Source organism: Spirosoma rhododendri, from assembly GCF_012849055.1.
Taxonomy (GTDB): Bacteria; Bacteroidota; Bacteroidia; order Cytophagales; family Spirosomataceae; genus Spirosoma; species Spirosoma rhododendri.
In genome coordinates, this window is record NZ_CP051677.1 from 4,951,877 (window position 1) to 4,976,566 (window position 24,690).

Below are 24,690 nucleotides of genomic sequence, written 5' to 3' on the forward strand. Positions count from 1 at the left end.
CCTACACCGGCCAACTTATCTGGCTCTGCTTCCGCCGGACCTACTTCGCCAGTTTTACGGCCATCTCCGTCACCTGACGAATCCAGCGGGCAGGTTTCTTTTCGCCGGGCACCACCACCCGGTACGGCCCCATGCCATCGGCCAGCGGAGCCCCATCGACGCTGTCGGCCAGTAAAATCGTGCGCGTCGAAAAGTCGGGATCAAGCTCGGCGAGTGCAAATACGACTTCGTAGCCATCGGCAGCTTTCACGACGACGTATTTGGTCAGGTTCTTCCCTTTCAGCGCAGTCCCCGTACTGGCCCCGCCTGATTCAGCAGCGCAATCAGGGGGATGCCCGAGTAAGTATGTTCCTTACCGTCGCGGTCAGTGGTGGTGACGGCAGTGTGCGACATGGCCTTGATGTCGGCTGGTTTCAGGGTCAGCGGTTTGGTAAGTTCGCCCGAAATCGTGATCGTCTGGGCAAATGAAATCGTCGTCAGCAGCAGCGCGACAACAGTAAACAGAAGTTGAATTTTTGCCCGTGAGCCATTCATAGAAAAGGCCGTTATATTTTCACAAATATAACGGCCGATCGTTGTCTTTTACTGTCGGATGGCACGATTGATATATGTAGAGACGCGACCCTTCGCGTCTCAGCCCCCGGATGGTTTTTGCACCGGATGGCGTTGTTGCTGACGCATCCGGGCTGACGCGTGCTGAGACGCGAAGGATCGCGTCTCTACACAACTGGATGGCACTACCTACTCCCAGCCCAGTGTGATCTAGGCTGGCGCAAAAAAAGAGACGCAACGTCCGGGTCACCGGTGCGATTGCGTCTCTACAAAATCTACTGCCAAATCTGGTCGGCCTTACTTCATCGTCCAGTGGAAACCGTCGTTCTCGATCAGCTTCATGGCCGCTTCGGGGCCCCAGGTACCGGGCTCGTAGTTCGGAAAATCGGTTGGCTTCGTGTTGTCCCAGTTTTCAATGATTGGCGTTACCACCTTCCAGGCCGCTTCGACCTGATCGGCCCGCATGAACAGCGTCGCGTCGCCAGTCATGGCGTCGAGCAGCAGCGTTTCGTAGGCTTCCGGCTCCTGCCCTTCATAGGCCGTTTTGTAACTAAACACCATCTCAACCGGGTCGATGGCGAGCGTTTGGCCCGGACGCTTGGCCTGGAACTGCAACCGGATGTCCATATTGGGTTGAATACCAATAATCAGTCGGTTAGCCCGCCACTCTTTCGACGCTTCTTCGGGGAAAGCGTAGTGCGGAGCGGGTTTGAACTGAATGGTAATCACCGTTGCTTTTTCGGGCAGCACTTTCCCCGTCCGCAGGTAAAACGGTACGTTCTCCCACCGCCAGTTGTTGACGTACAGCTTCACAGCGGCAAACGTCTCTGTCGCTGATTCGGGGTCGACGCCTTTTTCTTCGCGGTAGCCCGGAATGTCCTTGCCATCGACTTTACCGGGGCCGTACTGACCGCGCACCGCATGAGACGGGTCGATGGGCCGAATAGCGTTGAGCACTTCCACTGTTTTGTTCCGCACTTCGTTGGCATCGAACGAAATGGGGGCTTCCGTCGCGACCATGCACATCACCTGCAAGAGGTGGTTCTGAATCATGTCGCGCAGCGCGCCCGACTCCTCGTAGTAGCCGCCCCGCCCTTCCAGCCCGACGGTTTCGGCCGCCGTGATCTGTACCGACTCTACGTACTGCCGGTTCCAGATGGGTTCAAAGAGGGAGTTGGCGAAGCGCAGCGCCAGAATATTCTGTACCGTTTCTTTGCCGAGGTAATGGTCGATCCGGTAGATCTGCTCTTCGGCAAACAGCCCACCAAGCAGCGTGTTGAGTTCCTGCGCCGTTTTCAGGTCGTGCCCAAACGGTTTCTCAACCACGATCCGAACGTGGGCCTTGTCGGTGCAGAGATCCAGTTTACCCAGATTTTCGGCGATCCCGGGCACAAGCTGGGGCGCCACGGCGAGGTAAAACAGCACGCTTGGCCGTTCGCCCCACTCCTGCTCTTTCTTACCCACGTAGTCGGCCAGCAGCTGATAGGCATTGGCGTCACCCGCGTCCATTTGCAGGTACGACAGGCAGGGTGCAAACTCATCCCACGGCCCGTCTTTACGGCGGGAGAATTTTTTCACCCCGTCGAGCAGCCGTTCGCGAAAGCTCTCATCGCTGTATTCGCTACGGCCCAGACCTACCACGGCAAATTGCTCGGGCAAATATTTTTCAATAAATAGATTGTAAAGGGCGGGCGTCAGCTTACGCAGGTTCAGGTCTCCGCTACCGCCAAAAATGAAGAGGACGGTGGGTCCCGGCCGCTGGTTCGTTGCAGGAATCATAGATTAGCAGGTTGTATATCTGACTAAAGGTCGGCGCAAGATACCGACCTTTCCAACAAACACTCCTACCCGACCCGGTGTTTGTTTTACAGTCACGACTCATACTATAACGCCCATGACCATTGCAATCGGTTCCGACCACGCTGGCTTCCGCTACAAAGAAGCCATAAAAACTATGCTGACCGAACTCGGCCACACGGTTGTCGACAAAGGCACCTACGCCGAGACACCTTCCGTTGATTATCCGCTGTTTATCCGGCCCGTAGCCGAAGCCGTGGCCGCTGGAGAGGTCGAGCGGGGCGTTGTGCTGGGCGGATCGGGCAACGGCGAGGCCATGACGTCTAACCGGATCAAGGGTGTGCGGGCGGCTCTGTGCTGGAATGAGGAATCGGCCCGGCTGGGGCGGCAGCACAACGACGCCAACGTGATTTCGCTGGGCGAACGGATGATGGATCAGGACACGGCGCTTAAACTGGTACGAATCTGGCTCGATACACCCTTTGAAGGGGGCCGTCACCTCGCCCGGATTCAGGAACTGGATCAGTAGGCTCGAGGTTCAGCAGACCCCGATGAGCCACGCCCACCTACTCCTGCCATGAACAGACCCACCCGTCAGGTCGGTTATTTTTTATCCAGCCAGTATTTTTCCGACGGGCTGCGCACGACGCTGGCTATTCTGTTGCCGTCGCTCGTGCTGGCGCAGTTCGATGCGCTCACGACCGGCATGGCGATGTCGATTGGGGCGCTGGGGGTTAGCCTGAGCGATGCGCCGGGGCCGGTTATGCACCGGCGAAACGGCATGCTGGCAACCGTTCTGTCGACCGTACTGGTCACGCTGCTTACCGGCTTTGCCCGCCTGAACGACTACACGCTGGCGATCGAGATTCTGGTTGTCAGTTTCGTTTTTTCCATGCTGGCCGTCTACGGCACCCGCGCTACATCGGTGGGGACAGGGGCGATTCTGATTATGATTCTGATGATGGAACGCCCGCTCGATGCGGTCGGCGTCGTCAAGGAAAGTGGTCTGATTCTGGCCGGTGGCCTTTGGTACACCGGTATCAGCCTGCTGGCATCGCGGCTCCAGCCTTACCGACTGGCGCAACAGACATTGGGGCAGTGTATTCACGAGGTCGCTAAATTTTTGCACGTCAAATCGGAGTTTTACACGCTCAGCACTCAACTCGACACCGATTACCGGCATCTGGTTAGTCAGCAGGTGGCGGTGAGTGAGAAGCAGGATGCCGTTCGGGAAGTGCTGTTCAAAAGCCGCCGGTTTGTCGCCGAAACCACCCGAACGGGCCGTTTGCTGGTGCTGACGTTCGTGGACATTGTCGATCTGTACGAGCAGATGGTGGCGATGTATTACGACTACGAGGCCCTGCGTAAACGCTTCGGCCATACCGATATTCTGCCGATGATTGCGGGTCTGATCCGGCAACTGGCCAACGAACTCGATCATATCGGGCTGGCCGTGCAATCGCCGGTAGCCGTACCGAGCCGCCCGGCTTTCGACCTGACGCCCCAACTGGAAACGCTCAAACAGGCCATCGACGAATTGGGCGATCGGGAGGGCAGCACGCTCGTGCTGAAAAAGATTCTGATCAACCTGCGGAATCTGGGGCAGCGCATCAGCACGATCCGCAACAACATGAAAGCACCCGCTTCTGTGCTGTCGAAAAACAACGACGACCTGGAGTTCGGGCGGTTTGTGTCGCATCAGGAAATTGATTTCAAGTCGATTCGTAATAATCTGAGCTTCAATTCGTCGGTGTTTCGTCATTCGCTGCGGCTGGCCCTGACGATGTTGATGGGCTTCGTCCTGACCCGTTTGCTGGCCTACGGACACCACAGCTACTGGGTGCTGCTGACGATATCGGTGATTCTGAAGCCTGCCTTCAGCCTGACGCGTCAGCGCAATTTCGAGCGAATCGGCGGTACGCTGGCCGGGGGTATCGTCGGCGCGCTCATTCTGACGTTCGTAAACAATCGACCGGTGCAGATTGGCTTTATGATCGTGTTTATGGTCGGGGCCTATAGTGCGCAGCGGGTCAATTACATCGTCATGGTTTTTTTCCTGACGCCTTACATCCTGATTCTGCTCAATTTTCTGGGTGTCAACTATCTCGGCGTGGTCGAAGAGCGGTTTCTCGATACGCTCATGGGTGGCCTGCTGGCGCTGGCAGCGGGTTATGTGCTGTTTCCCCGCTGGGAATCCGATCAGCTGCAACTACCCATGCGGAACACGCTGCGGGCCAATCTACGCTACGTACAGGTGCTGCTCAACTGCCTGACGAGCCGAACGCCCAGTCTGGTCGAGTACAAGCTGGCGCGCAAAGATGTGTACGTGTCCTCGGCAAACCTCTCGGCAGCCCTCGACCGGATGTTGTCGGAACCCAAGCACAAACAGCGCAACGAAAAGCTGATCTACGAATTTGTGGTGCTGAACCACATCCTGTCGGCCAACGTCGCGACGCTAACCTCGGATTTGCTCAACGAACCGTCGAAAACATACCCCGCTCCGGTGCAGCGCCCGGTTCGGCGCGCCATCGTCAGCCTGACCGACGGCCTATACCGGCTCGGCGAACCCCGCATCGGTCCAACGCCCGAACAACCCGCGCTGGACTCGTCGCCCGGCAAAACCCCACCCGACGACGCCCAACTGAGCGAGCACCTCAACTTCGTGCAGCAGGTCAGCAGCGACATCGGCAAAGTGATCGAGCGATTGAATGGATAGTTTAACGTTTAATGTCTAATGTTTAAGGTTGGCTACCGCGAAGCAACCTTAAACATTAGACATTAAACGTTAAACCTCAAACTACTTCGCTTCCTCCACCGTTTCCTGGGCTTCGTCGAGGTCGTTGCCTTCGGGCTGGGGCTTCTCGATGTGGGGGCGTTCGGCGTCGGGGACGTAGGTCAGTTCGATAAACATCGGGAAGTGATCAGAACCGACGCTGGGGAGCCGTTTGATGCGCTGTAACTGAAAGTGGCACGACACGAATACGTGGTCGAGGGGCCACCGCAGCGGGGGGTATTTGGCGTGAAACGTGTTGAACAGCCCCCGCCCGATACGCGGATCGAACAGACCGCTGATGCGCTGAAACAGTCGCGTCGTGTGCGACCAGGCCACGTCGTTCAGATCACCCGCTACGATAACGGGCTCCGACTGCTTTCGCGCTTCCCGACCCACCAGCACCAGTTCGGCATCGCGCTCTGTTGAGCGGTAGTGTTCGGTGGGGCTGGGCGGCATCGGGTGAACGCCGTAGAAGTGAATCGGTATGCCCGACGGTAGTTTGAACTGGATGTACACCGACGGAATATCGTCCTGAATCAGGTGCCGTAGTTCGTGGTGCGTCATCGGCAGTTTCGAGTACAGCAGCAGCCCGTAGGTGTTTTCCAGCGGGTGCAGAACCTGGTGCGGATACCGGCTTTCGATGGACTGCATGTCGTTTTTCCACCGCTGATTCGTTTCCAGCAGCATCACCACGTCCGGTTCGTACTGGTTAATCAGCGACAGCACCTTGTCATACTCCCGGTTGTACTGAAACACATTGGACACCAGCAGCCGGATCGTATTGTCGGGGTCTGATGGGGCGCTATTCGTGCGCCGGACGACCTGCTTTTTGGCCAGCGCGGTGAACGGGTAAATCAGCCACGACTGGTAACAGAGCGTTGCCAGCAAACCAATCGGCACCAGCACCAGCCAGTCATTGAAATAATGGTTACCAAACCAGCCCCAGGCAACCAGCCCCGCAGCCGCCAGTACGGTCAGTTGCAGGTGCGGAAAATCCCAAATGCGAATCCACCAATAGTCGAGCGGAATGAGGTTGATGAACGAAACGACAACGATAAGAACAGTGTAGCCAATCAGTATTGCATCAGGGGTGGGCATAAACGTAAGCTCGTGAACCGAATGGATAAAACAGGGAAAACATCTTTACAACAGCGCAATACCGTCGTCGCGAATCTCGATCCGGCGGTCTTTGTACAGGGTACCGATTGCTTTTTTAAACGTTTTCTTACTCATCTCCAGTACCCGGTGAATCTCCTCCGGCGCGCTGCTGTCGTTCAACGGCAGAAAGCCTTTCTCCTGGCGCAGCACCTCCAGAATCCGCTGCGCGCTGGGCTCGACGTTCTCGAAACCCATCTGCTGCAAACTCACATCGACCCGGTTATCGTCGCGAACGCGTTTGACGAAACCCGGCATCCGATCACCCACCTGTACCGGCCGGAATAGCTCGTTGTGGTACAGCAGCCCCTGATACCGATCGTTGATAATCACGTTGACGCCCAGATCGGTAATTTCGTAAGCCAGCAGATCGACAGGATCATTTCCGACCAGATCGGATGGGTCGGGGTCGAGAAAGCGACTGACTTTGCTCGACGCCACCAGTCGGCCGGTGCTTTCGTCGAGGTACAGAAAAACGACGTACCACTCCCCTTCCTGCATGGGTTTGCTCTGTTCCCGGTAAGGTACGAGCAGATCTTTTTCCAGCCCCCAGTTCAGGAAAGCACCCACATTCGACACGGCCACCACCGGCAGCGGGGCAAACTCGTCGCGCATGATGTGGGGCGTCAGCGTAGTCGCGATGGGGCGATCTTCCGAATCGGTATACACAAACACGTCGATTTCATCTTCAACCCGCAGATCGTCCGGTACGTATTTGTTGGGCAGCAGGACGTCGTCACGATCGTCGTCGGGATGCCCCAGAAAAAACCCGACGCTGGTCTGACGCAGGGCAATAAGTTTGTTGATTCGGCCAATTTCGAGCATAAGCACAGTAAGCTTGTCCGGCAAAAATAACGATAAACCAACGCGCAACCGGTCTTTCGCCACCCAGGACCAGACCTACTTTTTAATAAACCATAGACAAACAAAGTGGTTATTCTGGTAGCCGTGTGAGCGGAATTAATCTCAATACTATATGAACACCGAACAAAATCTGAGTGGTAAGAAAGTAGCCATCCTGCTATCGGAAGGCTTCGAAGAAGTAGAAATGACCAAGCCCCGGAAGGCGCTACAGGAAGCAGGCGCAACGGCTCACGTCATTGCCCCGAAAGGTGGCGATGTGAAAGCGTGGGACATGACCGAGTGGGGCGATACATACGATGTAGACCTGGCCCTTGACGCGGCCGACCCATCACAATATGATGCCCTGCTGCTGCCCGGCGGTGTTATCAACCCCGACAATCTGCGTCAGGACGAAAAGGCAGTTGCTTTCGTAAAGCATTTTTTCAGCGAACAGAAACCCGTAGCGGCTATCTGTCACGCACCGATCATGCTGATCGAAGCTGACGTAGTTGATGGCAAAACGATGACATCGTTTCCGTCGATCAAAACAGATCTGAAAAACGCGGGTGCCAACTGGGTCAACGAGCAAGTCGTTACGGACGGTAACCTCGTGACAAGCCGCAATCCCGACGATATTCCGGCATTTAACAAAGGCATGATCGAGCTGTTTGCCACCGGCGTAAAAGCCAACGCGTAAGCAATTCGATTATAGCAAACGGGCCACGGTTTCAGAACCGTGGCCCGTTTTTTTTGTAGAGACGCAATCCTTTGCGTCTCAGCACGCGTCAGCAATAGTCGTCCGGTGTGATAACCATCCGGGTGCTGAGACGCGAAGGCCGGGACGCCGGACCGTTCGCGTCTCTACAAGCGTCTGCAAAAACCATCCGACTATCCAGCGGATAGTCGGATGGTTTTTGCATTTCTACGTTAGTCAATCTTCATGCGGAACACCTCGTATGGCCGTTTGCGGGTCGATTTGCCGCCGTTGTTTTTGGCCATATGGTCGATCTGCGAGGTTGTGATGTATAGGTAGCCGTTCTGAATGGCGTAGCTGTCGGGCCATTGCAGCAGCGTTTTATCGGTCACCAGATTTTCGCGCTTCAGCGGGGCTTTCGTGCCCGGACCAGCGTCGAGCCGGAGCATGGTGTAGTTCAGAATATCGCCCAGGTACAGCCGGTTTTTATCGTCGATAATCATCCCGTCGGTGGTCGTATAACGGCCCAGCGTGTCGACTTTACCAGCCACGTCTTTGTCGCCCATATTCTCATCGAGCAGATACTTCGTTTCAATGCGGTACAGCTTGTCGTCCGACAGGGGCTTGTAATACAGCATATTGCCATCGGGGGTCAGGGCCAGACCATCGGAGTTGAACACGACGGGGCCTTTGTCGTCGCGCAGCACCCGACCGTCAATGATAAATTTAAAATTGGGATCAGCTTTCACCGATGGGTCGCCTTGCAGGGCCATCCGGATTTTGCCGCTTTTGATGTCGACAATAGCGATGCCGCCCTGCTGCGATTCGGTGATGTACACGATCTCGCGCTTCGTATCGACCCGGATGTCGTTGAGGTAACTCAGCGGGCCAACAATGCCTTTGAACGAATAGCTCTTAATGACTTTGTTGGTTGCCAGATCGAAACAGACCAGCTTGTGCGCATCGCGGTAAACACCCGTCTGCTTTGGGCTGGCCGGGTCGATCACCCACAGCCGGTCTTTGTCATCGACAAACTCCGACTGCACGCACACCCATTTATTGGTCGGATCCTGGCCCATTTTCCAGCTGTTCCAGCTTTCGTCGGGATACGGTTTTTTGGTACCGTCCTTCATCACCTCCACCAGCGCGTACTTGTAGGTATCGCTCCAGTACGGGTAGTTGACAAACATACGGCCCGTTTTCGACACGGCTACGCCCGTCAGCTGATAGGTGTCGTCTTTGAAGACGGGTTCGAGTTTGGCGTTTTGGGCAGACGCGGTCAGTGCCGACGTAAACAACAGGCCAGCTACAGCCACCTGCTTAAAGAAAGAGTACATCATAACGTTATAATTGATAAACTATCGACAGCGGGCAGCATTTGTCACTGCCGGTGGCCGTCTGATGCTACAACCCGCTATAACGGCTTCCGGTTATGGGTCGGCACAGCTTCTTTATCGAATAGCCGCGCTGTTGCGCTGACCTCAGGCTCGCTCCGGCCACAGGGTTTTCCACAGAACCAGTACCGCCCGGATTGTCGGCTCAGGCAACGACTCGTCGATGCTGACCTGCATGTTAAATTTTTTATTAGCGAAGGGGTCAACCAATGCCTTACGCATAGTGGAAAACTCATGTAATGTGATGTACTGTTCAGGATTGGATTGAACGTCGAGCAGCGCATGATTCGTGGCCAGCAGATTGCACTGTTCGTCGGTCAGGCGCTGCGGCATCTGCGCGATCAACTGACTGATACTATCCGGCCCAGTGTTTTCGCACTGACTTACCAGTAACCGGCCGCTTCTTTTCCAGGGGGCACATATATCCCTTCCAGCATCATAATTTTCCAGAAAGCGAATCAGCGAAAACACGGCTATCGAAACCGTTTCCCGTATGGGCATCCTTCCGTCCATAGCCGGTTCAAACAGATACACCCGGCTGATCCGCTTTTCCAGTTCGCGCAGCAGGGCCATCCAATCCTCCGTAGGTGCAGCGGGGGCAATCACAAAGGCAAGCCATACACCACGACGCTGCAACTCTGGTTTAATTTCGGTCAGGGCCAGCGTAATTCGCAAGTCGCGCGCATCGGGACCAAGCACGAAGCACGTCGGCTGATCAGGCAGCAGGGCCAGCAATTCCCTCGCAGTGTTGAAAATAGTTAGCCTGTCAGAGCACACCGTTGTCGACACAGGCGATTGCAGTAGCCGGTCACGATCGCCCAGGCAAACGATGTGGTCGACCTGCCCGATGCCCCGCTCGAACACATCATCGTGTACGTCCACTCCTACCAGGCCGATGCTGAGCAAGGTGCAGATCTTATCATCGGGTTGGGGATCGTGGAAATAATAGCCGTGCGTTAGCATATGTCCGGAGCCGTTTGGCCAGCAAGGTAGCGCAACGGTCGGAATAGTCGCCAGCCGATCTCCCGTTGGTATCCAGCGCAAAACGAAAACGTCCGGCCATCATAAGACGGCCGGACGTGTGGAGAGGAAGGTAGTGATAATCGCTTAAAACAGATTCGGGTAATCGGTGATGATACCGTCGACACCCAGTTTCACCATACTGTCGATTTCGGGCTTTGTGTTCACCGTCCACGGGATGATTTTCATACCTTTATCGTGGCAGAATTTCACCGTCTCGTCGGTTACGGTTTTGTAGTACGGGCTGTAAATATTGGGGGTAAAGCCCAGCGTCGTCAGGTTCTCCGCCACCGTTTTCGGGTTAGCCGTCAGATACGCCAGCATCACAGTTGGGTACTGCTTGTGAATGAGTTGCAGCGGCCGGGCATCGAACGACTGTATGTTGTAGCGACCGACGGCCAGCTTCTTCTGACAGATCGGCATCACCAGCCCGACAAACTCCGCCGGACCCGGATTGTACACGCTATCCGGCTGCGGGCTCATCTTAATCTCGATATTGTAGTTCGGCTTCGGGAGTTTTTTCGCCTTCACATAAGCCTCGACCGAATCGATCAACTCCGTCAGCAGCGGCTTGTATGCCCGGAAGTTGGTCTGCTCCGGGAACTGCGGGTGCTTGCGGCTACCAACATCGTACTTCTTGATCTGATCGTAGGTCAGCTGGTACAATTTGATGTCTTTCTGCTCCGCTGCCGTTACAGGCGTCCCGTCGGGTTTGTTGGTAATCTCAGCCGTCATGTACGGATCATGCGACACGACGACCTGCTTATCTTTCGAGATAACCACGTCCAGCTCCAGCGTTTCGACGCCAATATCCAGCGCCTTTTTCATGGCCTGAATGGTATTCTCCGGCATCAGTCCGCGCGTCCCCCGGTGCCCCTGCCGGTTCAGTTTCGTCTGCGCCAGCAGCGGTTGGGTGCTGAGCACAAGTAGGCAAAGAATTAGTTTGTTCATCATAAAGCGGTTTGCTACTTAATCGTAAGGTCTGATGTCCAGTGTCGGCGGTAGCCAACCTTAAACATCAGACCTTAGACACTAAACCAAAATTTAGAAACTATACCGTGCGCCGAGTTGAATCTGGAACGGATCGCCGGTTGGTGTAACGGCACCCGTGTTGTTCACCCGGTAGTTGTACTGCTGCGTCGACTGGCTGAAGTTCGGAACGGCAGCATTGCCACCGCTGGCCGGAATGCCTAGTGCATACAGGGCCTGCGACGACAGTGACCGGTTGGTGCCCCGGTTACGATTCAGTAGGTTGGCGAAGTTGAAAATATCGGCCGACAGTTCGATCGCGTGGTTTTTGTAGATGCGGAACCGCTTCAGCGCCCGAATGTCGAGGATGCCGTAGAAGCCGTTGATACCACCGTTCCGCTGGGCAATCTGACCCGAGTACGTGTCGATGTAGTTCTTCAGGCTCTGGCTCGCATCGGGGTTGTCGATCAGCGTTTGCAGCCCCGTCCGGACGTTAGCCGGTACTTCGGCGTTGTTACGGTCGAAGACAAATGCCAGGTCGTTGGTCGATACGAAGTCACCGTTGGTATTAGCACCCGATAGCAGTGAGTAGCGCGTTCCGCCGATGCCCGTGTACCGAACGCCCAGCGTAATGCCGTAGAACGATGGCAGCGTGCCGTAGAATACCACCTTGTTGCGGAAATGGTTGTCGGAGTACGTGATGTTGCTCAGGTTGCGCGGATCATCTTTCACCGGCAGTACCAGCGTAGCCGTGTTGGCCACGTTACCGTTGTAGGTAACGTTGTCGCGGGTGCTGTTCCAAGTGTAGCTTGCCGTGATTTCACCATCGCGGAAATACTGCCAGGTAGCATCGACTACGGCAGCAAACTGGTTGACACGGCCTTCGCTGTTCAGCTCCAATACGCGACCCAGCTTGTTGCTCAGACGGCCCAGCTGCCAGTCGCCAGCCCCGTTGGCAGGCATCGACGCCAGCGGTACGTACACGCCCCGGTTCGCTTCGTTGGCCAGCCGGAAGAACGGATCGGCCACCATGTTCCGGTCGACGTACATATAGTTGTTACGACCCAGCGACATATAGCCTGAAATACCCACTTTCAGTTTGTCGGTCAGGAAGCGCGAGTACGATACGTTGGCTTTGTACAGCGTCGGTACTTTGGCGTTCGGCCCGGTCATGTTGATGGTTGGCACCTGAAACTGCGCCAGCGTCGGGATGCTGCTGTAATCCTGCCGGTAAGCCGCGAAGTTTGGCGTCGGCACGTTAGCTCCCCGCACGTCGACAGTCGCAAAATGCTTACCGTCGAAGGTCAGGTTGTTGATCAGCATGTAGTTGTTGATGTCCGACGCAAACACACCCGCCCCAAAGCGGACGAAGTCGCGGTGTTGGTTGTTAACGTCCCAGTTGAACTGGACACGCGGCTGAACGATCAGCGTTTTGATCTGATTGTCGGTCCGCAGGCCCAGCTCGCTGAACACCAGCTCATTGAACTGCGCCTTTGGGTAGGCCGAGTAATCGACGCGCAGACCGGCGGTCATCTCCAGACCAGGCATCAGGCTGGTGCTCAACTGTCCGTAAGCACCCATGTTCAGAATGTTGCTGTACACCGTTGGATCAGCCACGAGGGGTACTTCGCGGTAGAACCGGTAAGGCCGCTGGTTGTTGAAGTTGTCGAGTGCCGTGCCGTTTGCATCGTTGATGTAGTGGAAACGGCCGTTCACCTCGCTGCCATACAGCGACTTAGCGTGCGTATACATCAGGTCGACGCCAAACGTGTACTGAATCCGGTCGGTGTTGTAGTAGAAGTTATCGACCAGTTGCAGTACGTTGTTCGTAAAGCCTTCCTGCGCGAACCGGTGTCCGCCCATCTGAATATTGGTCGAAAGGTTACGCCCGTCAACCGTCGATATCACGTTTTCTACGATGTTACGCGGAATGTTGTTAGCGGGCAACTGATCGCCGGGGCTACTCTTCTGATACGTATACAGATGTTGCAGCTTCAGTTCGTTGGTGATCTTCGGCGTGAAGGTCGTGCGGAGTGTGGCCAGCAAACTGTTGTCGACGTTGTAGTCGTTGCCGTACGATTCGTACAGGTTGATCGCCGTATTGTCGGCCAGACCAAGCTTGTTGCGGTCGTTGGTATAGTTGTCGCGGATGGTCAGCAGGTTGTTTGCGTTGATCTGCCAGTCGATCCGGGCAAAGCCAGCATCGGTACCCCGGTTCTTGGGAAACGTACCAAACTGCTGCGTATCAGCCATGCCGTATTTGCTGCGGGCGATACCGACATAACGCTCAAGCGTCGTGTTGGTTACGTTGAACCGGCTCTCATCCAGCGACGTCCGAATATCGGCGATAATCAGCGGGCGCGAATCCTGCTGATGGTCCCACACAACGAAATAGTGCAGTTTGTCTTTGATGATCGGGCCACCCAGCGAGAAACCAAACTGATTGGTCGAGAACGGCACGTTCCGCTGATTACCCCGAATATCATACTGACTCGACAGCCAGTTGGCGCGGGTGTAGTTGAATACACTACCCGTCAGTTTGTTTGTACCGGCTTTCGTTACGGCACTCACCAGACCGCCACCAGCCCGACCGTACACGACGTCGTATTGGTTGGTGATGACCTTAAATTCCCGTACGGCTTCGATCGAAATCGTGTAGGGCGCACCACTACGGCTCGTGGTCGAACCGGCCGACGTTGGGTTTTTAGCGTTCATCCCGTCGATCGTATAGTTCGTCGACGAACCGAGCTGACCCGACAGGCTACCGCTGTTGTTAGTCAGGGGCGACAGGTTGATGAGCGATACGAAGTTCCGGCCGTTGACGGGCAGTGACACCAGCGTTTTGGCATTGATAGCCGTTGCTGCGCCCAGAATGTCGGTCTTGTTTTTCAGACCCGACGCCACCACCTGCACCACCTCCAGGTCCTGCCCGGTTTCCTGCATGGTCAGGTCGACCTTAATGTCGTCGCCCTGATTGACCCGGTAGCCCGTCCGGCGTTGTTCACCCAGACCAACGGCCGTTGCTGTAACCGTGTACGGCCCGCCAAGTGGAATTTCCTTGAATACGTATTCACCTTTCACGTTGGTGACGGTCCCGGTCGAGAAACCCGTTGATTCGTTACGGATACGGATAGTAGCGCCCGGTAGTGGTGAATTGTTGGCTTCGGAGATAACCCCCGAGATAGACGCCTGTGTTGTTTGGGCCCACGTCTGCCCACCCAACAGGCTGAGCAGCAGCGCAAAACATAAAAAGAGAGAGTAACGATTTTTCATTGGCTGTATGTTGATACAATGCAACTGCAAAGAGACACAAGCCATGTTACCCTATCGTTATTCAAATGTTACCCATTTGTGACCATTAAAACTGAATTAAGGTAGCGGGTAATTTACCAGTAAAATAGGCGTGCAACACCGGAGGGCCATTGCCCCTACGTCGTAGTGACGCGCCAAAGTTTAATACCACCAAAAACAAAAAAGCCGGACATCGCTGCCCGGCTTTTATCACTTCTTTATTCGATTATTCAGCAACAGTTTCCTGCTTACGTACCGTAATGCTCAGGCTTTCACCTTCGCCCGGATAATCAGCTTCGATTACGTCGCCTTCCTTCAGTTCACCTTTCAGAATCTCTTCGGCGATGGGGTCTTCTAGGTACCGTTGGATGGCCCGGCTCAGCGGACGCGCACCGTACTGCTGATCGTACCCTTTCTCCGACAGGAAGTCTTTCGCCTTCTCCGTCAGCTCAACCGTGTACCCCAAGCTCGTAATACGGCCCAACAGTTTGCCCAGCATCAGGTCGATGATTTTGTGCAGGTCTTCGCGTTGCAGCGAGTTGAACACAATTACATCGTCAAGACGGTTGAGGAACTCCGGCGAGAACGCCTTACGCAGCGCACTCTGAATCGTAGCCTTCATCATCTCGTCCTGCGCTTCGGCCGATTTCTTGGTCGAGAAACCAATACCGGCACCGAAATCTTTCAGGTCGCGCACCCCGATGTTCGAGGTCATGATGATGATTGTGTTGCGGAAGTCGACCCGGCGACCCAGACCGTCGGTCAGGATACCATCGTCGAGCACCTGCAACAGGATGTTGAACACATCCGGGTGAGCTTTCTCGATCTCGTCAAGCAGTACGACTGAGTACGGCTTCCGGCGGATTTTCTCCGTTAACTGACCGCCTTCTTCGTAACCGACGTAGCCCGGAGGGGCTCCAACCAGCCGGCTGACGCTGAACTTCTCCATGTATTCCGACATGTCGATACGCACCAGCGCGTCGTCTTTGTCGAACAGGTAAGTGGCCAGCACTTTCGCCAGCTCCGTCTTACCAACCCCGGTTGGGCCGAGGAAGATAAACGAACCGATTGGCTTCTTCGGATCTTTCAGACCAACGCGCGTCCGCTGAATGGCTTTCACCAGCTTATCGATGGCCGACTGCTGACCGATAACCCGGCCTTTCAGTTCTTCGCCCATGTTCACCAGCTTCCGGCCTTCGTCGTTCGACACGCTCGTTACAGGGATACCCGTCATCATCGCGACTACTTCAGCCACGTTGTCTTCGTTTACCGTGTAACGACGCTTCTTGGTATCCTCTTCCCACGCCTGCTTGGCGCGGTCGAGCTGATCGATCAGGCGCTTCTCCTTGTCGCGGAGTTGAGCAGCCTCTTCGTATTTCTGGCTCTTGACAACCTGGTTTTTCTCCTTCTTGATGTTCTCAATCTGCTCTTCCAGCTTGAGAATATCTTCAGGAACCGTGATGTTCGAGATGTGTACGCGGGCACCCACTTCGTCCATTACGTCGATGGCCTTGTCGGGCAGGAACCGGTCAGAGATATACCGCTCCGACAGTTTCACCGCAGCCTCAATAGCTTCGGGGGTGTAGTTTACGTGGTGGTGCTCTTCGTACTTATCCTTGATGTTGTTCAGGATTTCGATGGTTTCGTCAATCGACGTAGCATCGACCATCACCATCTGGAAACGACGGGCCAGGGCACCATCTTTCTCGATATACTGACGGTATTCGTCCAGCGTTGTGGCACCAATGCATTGAATGTCGCCACGGGCCAGCGCAGGCTTGAACATGTTCGACGCATCGAGCGAACCCGACGCACCGCCCGCACCCACGATGGTGTGCAGCTCGTCGATAAACAGAATCACTTCGGGCGACTTTTCCAGCTCGTTCATCACGGCCTTCATGCGCTCTTCAAACTGACCCCGGTATTTCGTACCAGCTACCAGCGATGCGAGATCCAGCGTAACGACGCGCTTGCCAAACAGCACCCGCGATACTTTCTTCTGTACGATACGCAGGGCCAGTCCTTCGGCAATAGCCGTCTTACCAACGCCCGGCTCACCAATCAGAATCGGGTTGTTTTTCTTACGGCGGCTCAGGATCTGAGCCACACGCTCAATTTCTTTTTCACGACCAACGATCGGGTCCAGCTTACCGACTTCAGCCAGTTTGGTCAGATCACGGCCGAAGTTATCGAGAACAGGTGTCCGCGACTTTTCCGTCCCTTTCGGATCTTTACCTGAACCGCTGCTGCCGCCACCGCTAAACATGCTGCGTTCGTTATCGTCATCATCGGTTTCGGGGCCCATCACAGGACGGCTTCCGGAGGATTGATATTCCAGCATCTCCTTGATGATTTCGTAGTTAACATTAAACTTATTCAGAATCTGCGTCGCAACGTGATCTTCGTCGCGCAGAATAGACAGCAGGAGATGTTCCGTACCGATCAGTGGGCTCTTAAATATTTTGGCTTCCAGATACGTGATCTTCAGCGTCTTCTCCGACTGACGGGTCAGCGGGATATTCGCCAGATTCTTCACGTTGTTAGTGGCCGTTCCTTTCGTCGCCTGCTCAACGGTTACCCGGAGTTCATCGAGTGAGATACCAAGTTTTTTCAGCAATCCCACTGCTACACCTTCGCCTTCACGGATCATACCCAGCAGCAGGTGCTCTGTGCCGATATAATCGTGGCCTAAGCGCAAGGCTTCTTCCCGGCTCAGCGAGATAACTTCCTTAACGCGGTTTGAGAATTTTGCTTCCATTCGATTTTAGGGTCTCCTAAGGTAAGCGTAATAGTAATTTAACGTAGAGTTTCCAGGATTTGTTCACCTACGGCCAGTGCCTTTCTAAGGGTTCTACCGGCTGTTTGCTGCCCAAAAAGTGCTGGTCGGTGCCAGCAGACAAATCGGGCGATTCACGACTTACCAAGTACTCACGAGCGGCCGGCCCCTGGCAAAACAAAAGATCGACGCCACTCAGATTGGGTACAAAATCAGGACCAAAGTTCTGCATATACGGCACCGAACGCCCAAACAGATGCTCATAAGCCCGGTTTTGCGGACTAAGCCTTGACCGGGCGTCAAACTGACCCGGTTCAGGCTCTGTCTGGTACCATTCTGTCAGGCTCACTGTTGTCTTTATCTGGAACAATTTCAGACAAATTGTCAGCAACTCCCAGTTAAGGTCGAACAGAAACGTCCAGTTACGTTCGTAGATCGGCGCTAGCTCGGGCGCGTAATACTCGAAGAACGGCGACCGGGCGTAGGCGGCTGTCAGTGTGCGCCAGTGTTGCTGCTGCCAGCGCTGCTCCGTATCGATCCGCAGATCACGGATGGGCAGATGATGGGTACCGCGCAACACCGGCACAGTCAGGGCTTCAACCTTGTTGGCCGTCCGAACGTAGCACCGATTTCGGTAACTTTGCTTTTGATAGTGCTCCTTCGCTTCAATACTGACCCGCTCAAACTGCTGTATACCCGCCAGATAGTCTAGACAGGGCAGGTACTGCAACTCGATCAGCAGTTCAGTCTTTTGATTCGACAATTGGTATTTTTCCAATAGAAACGACGGTATCTACTCACAAATAAAGTAAAAAAACAATACGACCGACCGCAATTACTTATTTTTTAATTTCCGGCGAAGGCGCATCCTATCAACGCCAGTACACACCCCGGATCGTATCATTCGCTTATGCTTTTTTTTCGCCTGCTGGCCCGCCTTCCCCTCTCGTTTCTGCACGGCCTGTCGACATTCCTGTCGGTAGTGCTACACCGTCTCGTTCGCTACCGGCGGGCAGTTATCGAAGAGAATCTGCGGCAGTCGTTTCCGGAAAAGACACCCGCCGAGATTCAGGCCATCACCAAAGCCTTTTACCTCAACTTCACCGACCTGATTGTCGAGACAATCAAGTTGCCGGGGCTGGCGGCCGACGACCTGCAAAAACGCATGGTCTGCCTGAATACCGAACTACCTATGGCCTGGTTTCAGAAAGGACTGCCCGTTCTTGTCATGACCTCACATACCGCCAACTGGGAGTGGACGGCTCCATCACTGGTAGTGCAGGGGCTTCCATCCGACAGTATCTACAAGACGCTCAGCAGTCCGTTTGCCAACGATCTGATGCAGATTATCCGCAGCCGGTTCGGGGCTGTGCCGGTATCGATGAAAGAGTTGCCCCGCCGACTGGTTGCGGCTAAAAATACCCCCCGCCTGATTGGTATGGTGGCCGATCAGGTGCCCGACATCCCGGAATATGCCCACTGGACGGACTTTCTGCACCACGACACGCCATTTTACCCCGGCTCCGAACGCTTGGCGCGAAGCCGTAACCTGCCCGTTATTTATGCTGACCTGCGACGGGTGAAGCGCGGCTACTACGAACTGACGTTCCGCCCGCTGGCCGAGCCACCCTACGCCGACCTGCCCCTTGGCAGCATCATCGATAACTACCGCGATCAGCTGGAGAAGACCATCCGCGCGAAGCCGTCCGACTGGCTATGGTCGCACAAACGCTGGAAGCACTGGCGCGGCAAATACAGCTTCCTCGACCCCAAACTGACCTGATACCAAAAAGGGACACCCACCGGCGTCCCTTTTTTATTGGACAGGATTTTTTTGACAGGATTACAGCGAGTCGCGACGGGCTTTCTCGGCGCGCGACGAATCGCGTTTGGCTTTCAGCTTATCGGCTTCGCCCTGAATGGCGTAACCAGCTTTGTCGACGCCTTTGTCGATTGCCTGACCCGTCTTGTCAACACCCGTAGCAACGGCCTCAGCGGCTACTTTCGCTTTCCGCTTTGCGCCCTGCCCGACTTCTTTGGCGGTTTCGCCTATGGCATTGCCGGTTTCTTTCAGGTCTTCTTTCAGTTTGGCTTTACGCTCAGCCTTCTCCTGCTTACGCATTGCTTTCTTGATGGCCGTCGAATCTTGTGCGTAGGCACCGGCAGTCAGGCCCAGGCTCAGCGCAAGAGCCAGTAATACGTTGATTTTCATGGGTACGTTGTGAATGAATTAGCTTCGTTTACATCAGCCAGCCAATGGACTGGCCTGGTTCGAGCGTTTAACTGCCCTGATAATCGATTTGTTTGGCCCATGAGGGTGAAAACGGGAAGGCGAACCAACCGCGCTAACCCCTCGTTTTCCAGTGGGTAGCGGGGCCGTTTCGTCCGTACGCTTTTCGTACCTTTGCGTTATAAACCGGCTCTGCCCGACCGACGTATGTCTGACTCATTCACCGCTTCATCCGGCACTACCGCCCCGGCCACTTCATCCTTTTTCTATACCCCTTCGCTGACGGAATACGTCCGTCGAAAAACCAGCACCGTCACCATCGGCGACGTACCGATGGGGGCCGATTATCCCATCCGGGTGCAGTCGATGACAACCATCGATACGATGGATACGGCCGGGTCGATTGAGCAGTCGATCAGGATGATCGAAGCGGGCTGCGAATACATCCGTATCACGGCCCCGAGCGTGAAGGAAGCGCAGAATCTGGAGAACATCCGCAATGGGCTACGCGCGCGGGGCTACACAACCCCGCTGGTGGCCGACATCCACTTCACACCCAACGCGGCCGAACTGGCAGCCCGGATCGTGGAGAAAGTCAGGATCAACCCCGGCAACTACGCCGACCGCAAGCGGTTTGAATTTATCGACTACACCGATGCGGCCTATGCCGCCGAACTGGAGCGCATCCGGGCGAAATTTCTGCCGCTGGTGCGTATCTGTAAAGAATACGGTACGGCTATGCGGATCGGTACCAACCACGGCTCCCTCTCCGACCGGATTCTAAGCCGTTACGGCGACACACCGGTGGGCATGGTGGAATCGGCACTGGAGTTTCTGCGCATCTGCGAAGACGAGCAGTACTTCAATATCGTATTGTCGATGAAGTCGAGTAACCCGCAGGTGATGGTACAGGCGTACCGGCTATTGGTGCAGCGGCTGGACGAGGAAGGGCTGAAACCGTATCCGTTGCACCTGGGCGTGACGGAAGCGGGTGAAGCCGAAGACGGCCGGATCAAGTCGGCGCTGGGGATCGGTACGCTGCTGGAAGACGGTATCGGCGATACGGTGCGGGTATCACTGACAGAAGAGCCCGAACGCGAAGCCCCCGTGGCGCAGGCCCTAATCGACCGGTACACGAACCGGGCGGCCCAGAGTCAACCAATTCCTGCCGTTACAGATTACCCAATCAACCCCTACCAGTACACCCGCCGGGCGACGCAGGAAGTGGCTAATTTCGGCGGGATAAATGTGCCGCGCGTCATCGCCGATTACAGCCGGACACCCGTTACAACGCACGACGACCTCCACCCCATCGGTCATTTTTACCTGCCCGTTCCCGACAAGTGGCGCATGAACGATCTGGGTGCCGACTACATCTACACCGGCCTGACACCCGCAGCCTTTATGCTCCCGAACGGGCTGAAAGAAGTTCTGGACTATACCGTCTGGCAAACCGCTCCCGACCCGGTCAACACGCTTCCGATGTTGACGGCAAACGAGTACCTGACGGCCAAACTGTCGCAGGAGCCGCTACACGAGCGTCTGAATTTTGTCCGCTGCACATGGGACGATCTGTCTGACGATCTCCTCGATCAGTTGCGGACGGAGCAGACGGTCGTGCTGGTAATCTCGACCGATAATGCCCACGCGATGGCTGAACTTCGGCGGCTGGTGGTTGAACTGATGAATAAGCACATCAGTACGCCCGTCGTGATCTGGCGCAGCTACGTCAACGCGTCCGATGTTGAGCTGCCGCTGTTTGCCGCAACCGACGCGGGCGGCCTGCTGATCGACGGGCTAGGTGATGGCATCATGCTATCGACCGACAGCATCACCGATGCTGACAGGAAGCGGCTCAACGAACTATCATTCGGCATCTTGCAGGCGGCTCGGACGCGCATTACCAAAACCGAATACATTTCCTGCCCGTCCTGCGGCCGAACGCTGTTCGATTTGCAGGAAACGACCGCTATGATCAGGCAGCGTACCGATCACCTGAAGGGCGTCAAGATCGGGATCATGGGTTGTATCGTAAACGGACCGGGCGAAATGGCCGATGCAGACTATGGCTACGTCGGCATTGGGCGTGATAAAATTGCGCTTTATCGCGGGCAGGAAGTCATCAAGAAATCGGTACCTGCCGACCGCGCCGTCGATGAACTGATCGAGCTGATTCGCGAGGACAGCCGCTGGATCGAGCCCGAACTGACACCGGCGAACTAGGGCCAAAACATTCGGATTTAACGCCCGATTAGGGACCTGTATTGGTTTATTTTCTGTTTAAAGTGTAGGGGCCTGACACCAGTATTGCCTCAGTACTGGCCGTCAAACCCAAACCTCAAATACGCACGACGTGAACAAACTGATTGATTATTTCCGTATTGGTCCTGTGTTTCGGTACTTCATCAACGTGTTTCGCAAACCCGGTCCGAACCGACCATCTAGTGTGAACCTGCGGATGATGCACGGCATCAACCGCATCTCAATTCTTATGTTTCTCTTCGCCGTCATCGTCTACACGGTTCGGCACTGTGTCCGATGAATACCGAAACGCTGCGACAGTACTGCATCAGTAAGCCGGGTGCCACGGAGTCATTTCCCTTCGACGAATCGACGCTGGTATTTAAGGTCGGTGGAAAAATGTTCGCGCTGCTTGACATTGAGAGCAGCCCCACGACGATCAACCTTAAGTGCGATCCTGAACGGGCCGTGCAGTTGCGGGATGAGCACCCGGCGGTTGCGCCTGGCTTCCACATGAGCAAGCGGCACTGGAACACGGTTACGCTCGGTAGCGCGCTCCGCAGCAGCGATCTCCACGAGTGGGTCGACCACTCGTATGAACTGGTGGTAAAGTCGCTGACAAAAGCATCGCAGGCCGAGTTAGCGGGCAACTAATTCGCAGTAGGTACTTGCGCCATCATCTCTCAATTTTGTAAATTCGCGTTGCCAGAAAACGAACCAGCCAGGTTATGGAAGTAGCACTGCTCTGTACGATGTTCGTACTGTACCTGACCATCCGGTACTACCTTATCGACCATGATACCCCGGCAGATAAGGATCGGAAACGGTTTGAAGCCGGTATCACCATGGTACAGGAGCGCGACTACCTGGCGGCTCATGCTTATTTTGATGATGCCGTTCGGCAGAATCCGAAATCGGCCCTGGCTTACGCGTACCGGGGCAAGTGCCAGCTGGCGCAGGAAAACCACCATTCCGCCATCTTCGACCTGACGCAGGCCCTCAACCGCGATAACACCCTGGCCGACTGCTACCTCGACCGGGGCATAGCTTACTATCAGCTAGAGGAGTTTACCGAAGCGTTCCGCGAATTCGACAAGGCCGTCTGGCACTTCCGCGACGAAAAACCCGACGCGTACCGCTGGCGTGCGCTGGCCCGGGTTCAGGTGCGTCAGCTTCCACAAGCTGAAAACGACCTGCGCCGGGCGGTGATGCTGGGCGACGAAAACTCATTCCACCTCCTGCTTCAGCCCCCCTTCACCCGCCCGGTTTACCACCGGAAATAAGCGTTACGATCCTTCGTGCTTTAGCATTGCTGGATAAATACGACTGTGGCCGGGCCTAGTACAGAATGGCTCCCCGGTCGCCGATGCGCTTATCGGCCGGAACCACCTGAATGTCAGACGCGCTGGCCCGTATGGCGAGGATTGTTGCGTCGATGATGTCGTCTGGTTTTACGTCTTTTCGTTTCGTAACGCGCATCGTATTCGCGATTACAGCCGGATAATCAGCAGCCTGGGCCGCAATAAGTGTCAGCCGGTCAGCGGTACCCGCTGGCAGTGCTTTTTTCGACAGCAACGGTTGCCGGTTGTTGAGAAAGTAAAAGCAGAGTTCTGGGTGGGCTTCGACCAGCGGCAGGTCGGTGCGGGTGGCGATAAACCGGGCTGCTTCTTTAATCTTGGGGCAGATATTCCAGCTTTGTATCGACAAACCGTTACCAAGATGGAGCCGATTCATGCGGTTTGCTTCGGCATAGTCAGTGGCATAAACGGCCGAGCGGTGTGGCGTCAGAAAGACAGATGACCTCTTCTTCGGTCCCAACAGCTTTTGAGCCGCTACCTCGCAGGGGCGATACGCGTGGTCGGCAAATTCCAGCGGCATGTCGATCAGGGCGAGCCGAATCGGCATTTCTGGCAGGTCGTCCAGCGAGGATACAAACAGGTAACTGAGCGTTTTATCCTCGTCGATCATAGCCACAATCCAGCCGCCCCGGCAACCATCTATTCCCAGATACATCGTGCTTCGTTTCGCTTTATCGCTTTATGGCTATCCGCCAACTATTTTTGGTGATTGACAAACAAACCCGGCCTGAGACGGATTCTGAAACCGGTACCCGCTGGTACTGTACCACAGGCAAACGACCTGAACCCAATTTTAGCGATGAACGAACTACCGATAACACAAAGCGTTTTAGACCTCTTCCGGCTAACCGGACAAACGGCACTGATAATCGGTGGCAACCGAGGACTGGGCCTGTCTATGGCGCAGGCACTGGCCGAAGCCGGAGCCAACCTTGTTATTGCCGCCCGCGATGCAGCCACCAACCAGCAGGCGGTCGAACTGCTCACGGCGCGCTACGGAATCGAGTGCATCAGCACGGTGTGCGACGTAACAGACGAACACAGCATCGACGCCACCGTGGCCCGCGCCGTGGAGCGGTTCGGAAAAATTGACATACTGATAAACTCGGCGGGCATCAACATCAGAGGCCCCATCGAAACGCTTTCGCCTGCCGATTTCACCAGCGTGCAACAGGTCAACGTCACCGGTACCTGGCTGGCCTGCCGCGCGGTAGTGCCGGTAATGAAACAGCAGGGCTACGGCCGGATTGTCAATATGGGCTCGATGCTCGCACTGACGGCAATGACCGACCGCACGCCCTACGCCACCAGCAAAGGCGCTGTTCTGCAACTGACCCGCGCCCTGGCTATGGAATTGGCCAAAGAAGGCATCACGGTCAACGCCATTCTGCCCGGCCCGTTTGCGACCGACATAAACCTGCCGCTGCTGAACGACCCCGAAAAGTACCAGGCCTTCGTTAACAAAATCCCGATGGGACGCTGGGGCGAACTGCACGAGATTGGCGGTATCGCGCTGTTTCTGGCCAGCCGGGCCTCCGGCTACGTCACAGGGGCGGGCTTCTCGGTCGACGGGGGCTGGGTGGCTCAGTAAGCCCGG

The 24,690-nt window shown here is 55.5% G+C and carries 22 protein-coding genes; 9 read left to right on the forward strand and 13 right to left on the reverse strand.

Going from position 1 to position 24,690, the window contains the following annotated elements; all coding sequences use genetic code 11:
* Positions 1-40: 40 nt before the first annotated feature.
* The 3 genes from HH216_RS26255 to zwf form a co-directional block, all read right to left on the reverse strand.
* Positions 41-250 (reverse strand): hypothetical protein, encoded by a 210-nt coding sequence (locus HH216_RS26255; protein WP_254448541.1) that lies wholly within the window; start codon positions 248-250, stop codon positions 41-43.
* A gap of 29 nt (positions 251-279) precedes the next feature.
* Positions 280-534, reverse strand: coding sequence for a molybdopterin-binding protein (locus HH216_RS26260; RefSeq protein WP_254448542.1), 255 nt, complete (start codon positions 532-534; stop codon positions 280-282).
* Between the two features lie 315 nt (positions 535-849).
* Positions 850-2,331, reverse strand: a complete 1,482-nt coding sequence (gene zwf, locus HH216_RS20600) for a glucose-6-phosphate dehydrogenase (RefSeq protein ID WP_169552506.1) — start codon at positions 2,329-2,331, stop codon at positions 850-852.
* 115 nt (positions 2,332-2,446) lie between these two features.
* On the opposite strand from zwf, the gene rpiB reads away from it, so the two are divergent.
* Entirely contained in the window at positions 2,447-2,878 is a 432-nt protein-coding gene (gene rpiB, locus HH216_RS20605; protein WP_169552507.1) for a ribose 5-phosphate isomerase B, read from the forward strand.
* Between the two features lie 48 nt (positions 2,879-2,926).
* The gene (locus HH216_RS20610; RefSeq protein WP_169552508.1) at positions 2,927-5,065 is read left to right on the forward strand and encodes an FUSC family protein; all 2,139 of its coding nucleotides are present in this window, start codon (positions 2,927-2,929) and stop codon (positions 5,063-5,065) included.
* An 81-nt stretch (positions 5,066-5,146) separates the two neighbouring features.
* On the opposite strand, the gene HH216_RS20615 is transcribed toward HH216_RS20610, so the two are convergent.
* Together HH216_RS20615 and HH216_RS20620 are read right to left on the reverse strand one after the other, a co-directional pair.
* Positions 5,147-6,220 carry an endonuclease/exonuclease/phosphatase family protein gene (locus HH216_RS20615; RefSeq protein WP_169552509.1) on the reverse strand — a complete coding sequence of 358 codons (1,074 nt, stop codon included), beginning with the start codon at positions 6,218-6,220 and terminating at the stop codon, positions 5,147-5,149.
* A gap of 45 nt (positions 6,221-6,265) precedes the next feature.
* A complete protein-coding gene (locus HH216_RS20620) occupies positions 6,266-7,102 on the reverse strand; it encodes a CvfB family protein (protein ID WP_169552510.1) in 837 nt (278 codons plus the stop codon).
* A 151-nt stretch (positions 7,103-7,253) separates the two neighbouring features.
* On the opposite strand from HH216_RS20620, the gene HH216_RS20625 reads away from it, so the two are divergent.
* Positions 7,254-7,817, forward strand: a complete 564-nt coding sequence (locus tag HH216_RS20625) for a type 1 glutamine amidotransferase domain-containing protein (protein WP_169552511.1) — start codon at positions 7,254-7,256, stop codon at positions 7,815-7,817.
* A gap of 230 nt (positions 7,818-8,047) precedes the next feature.
* Here HH216_RS20625 and HH216_RS20630 read toward each other — a convergent pair whose 3' ends face one another.
* The 6 genes from HH216_RS20630 to HH216_RS20655 all read right to left on the reverse strand — a co-directional run bounded on the left by HH216_RS20630 (position 8,048) and on the right by HH216_RS20655 (position 18,042).
* Positions 8,048-9,154, reverse strand: coding sequence for a major royal jelly family protein (locus tag HH216_RS20630; RefSeq protein ID WP_254448543.1), 1,107 nt, complete (start codon positions 9,152-9,154; stop codon positions 8,048-8,050).
* A gap of 141 nt (positions 9,155-9,295) precedes the next feature.
* A complete protein-coding gene (locus HH216_RS20635) occupies positions 9,296-10,171 on the reverse strand; it encodes a hypothetical protein (protein WP_169552512.1) in 876 nt (291 codons plus the stop codon).
* Positions 10,172-10,315: 144 nt separating this feature from the next.
* Positions 10,316-11,182, reverse strand: a complete 867-nt coding sequence (locus HH216_RS20640) for a glycerophosphodiester phosphodiesterase family protein (RefSeq protein WP_254448544.1) — start codon at positions 11,180-11,182, stop codon at positions 10,316-10,318.
* 90 nt (positions 11,183-11,272) lie between these two features.
* On the reverse strand, positions 11,273-14,470 hold the full coding sequence (locus tag HH216_RS20645) for a TonB-dependent receptor (RefSeq protein ID WP_169552513.1): 3,198 nt from the start codon (positions 14,468-14,470) through the stop codon (positions 11,273-11,275).
* Between the two features lie 244 nt (positions 14,471-14,714).
* Positions 14,715-17,246 carry an ATP-dependent Clp protease ATP-binding subunit gene (locus HH216_RS20650; RefSeq protein ID WP_169552514.1) on the reverse strand — a complete coding sequence of 844 codons (2,532 nt, stop codon included), beginning with the start codon at positions 17,244-17,246 and terminating at the stop codon, positions 14,715-14,717.
* 67 nt (positions 17,247-17,313) lie between these two features.
* Entirely contained in the window at positions 17,314-18,042 is a 729-nt protein-coding gene (locus HH216_RS20655; RefSeq protein WP_169552515.1) for a WbqC family protein, read from the reverse strand.
* A gap of 132 nt (positions 18,043-18,174) precedes the next feature.
* Here HH216_RS20655 and HH216_RS20660 point away from each other — a divergent pair, with 132 nt between their 5' ends.
* On the forward strand, positions 18,175-19,047 hold the full coding sequence (locus tag HH216_RS20660; protein WP_169552516.1) for a lysophospholipid acyltransferase family protein: 873 nt from the start codon (positions 18,175-18,177) through the stop codon (positions 19,045-19,047).
* A 60-nt stretch (positions 19,048-19,107) separates the two neighbouring features.
* Here HH216_RS20660 and HH216_RS20665 read toward each other — a convergent pair whose 3' ends face one another.
* Positions 19,108-19,476, reverse strand: a complete 369-nt coding sequence (locus HH216_RS20665; protein WP_169552517.1) for a hypothetical protein — start codon at positions 19,474-19,476, stop codon at positions 19,108-19,110.
* Positions 19,477-19,701: 225 nt separating this feature from the next.
* Here HH216_RS20665 and ispG point away from each other — a divergent pair, with 225 nt between their 5' ends.
* The 4 genes from ispG (at position 19,702) to HH216_RS20685 (ending at position 23,018) form a co-directional block, all read left to right on the forward strand.
* Positions 19,702-21,717 carry a (E)-4-hydroxy-3-methylbut-2-enyl-diphosphate synthase gene (gene ispG, locus HH216_RS20670; RefSeq protein WP_169552518.1) on the forward strand — a complete coding sequence of 672 codons (2,016 nt, stop codon included), beginning with the start codon at positions 19,702-19,704 and terminating at the stop codon, positions 21,715-21,717.
* A gap of 130 nt (positions 21,718-21,847) precedes the next feature.
* Positions 21,848-22,036, forward strand: a complete 189-nt coding sequence (locus HH216_RS20675) for a DUF6728 family protein (protein ID WP_169552520.1) — start codon at positions 21,848-21,850, stop codon at positions 22,034-22,036.
* Positions 22,033-22,389, forward strand: a complete 357-nt coding sequence (locus tag HH216_RS20680) for an MmcQ/YjbR family DNA-binding protein (RefSeq protein ID WP_169552522.1) — start codon at positions 22,033-22,035, stop codon at positions 22,387-22,389. The genes HH216_RS20675 and HH216_RS20680 overlap by 4 nt, the downstream gene beginning before the upstream one ends.
* 74 nt (positions 22,390-22,463) lie before the next feature.
* Complete coding sequence (locus HH216_RS20685; RefSeq protein WP_169552523.1) at positions 22,464-23,018, forward strand: tetratricopeptide repeat protein; 555 nt, start codon at positions 22,464-22,466, stop codon at positions 23,016-23,018.
* A 55-nt stretch (positions 23,019-23,073) separates the two neighbouring features.
* On the opposite strand, the gene HH216_RS20690 is transcribed toward HH216_RS20685, so the two are convergent.
* Positions 23,074-23,748: a DUF429 domain-containing protein gene (locus tag HH216_RS20690; protein WP_169552525.1), complete on the reverse strand. Its 675-nt coding sequence runs from the start codon at positions 23,746-23,748 to the stop codon at positions 23,074-23,076.
* 144 nt (positions 23,749-23,892) lie between these two features.
* On the opposite strand from HH216_RS20690, the gene HH216_RS20695 reads away from it, so the two are divergent.
* Positions 23,893-24,684, forward strand: coding sequence for an SDR family NAD(P)-dependent oxidoreductase (locus HH216_RS20695; protein WP_169552526.1), 792 nt, complete (start codon positions 23,893-23,895; stop codon positions 24,682-24,684).
* Positions 24,685-24,690 lie beyond the last annotated feature (6 nt).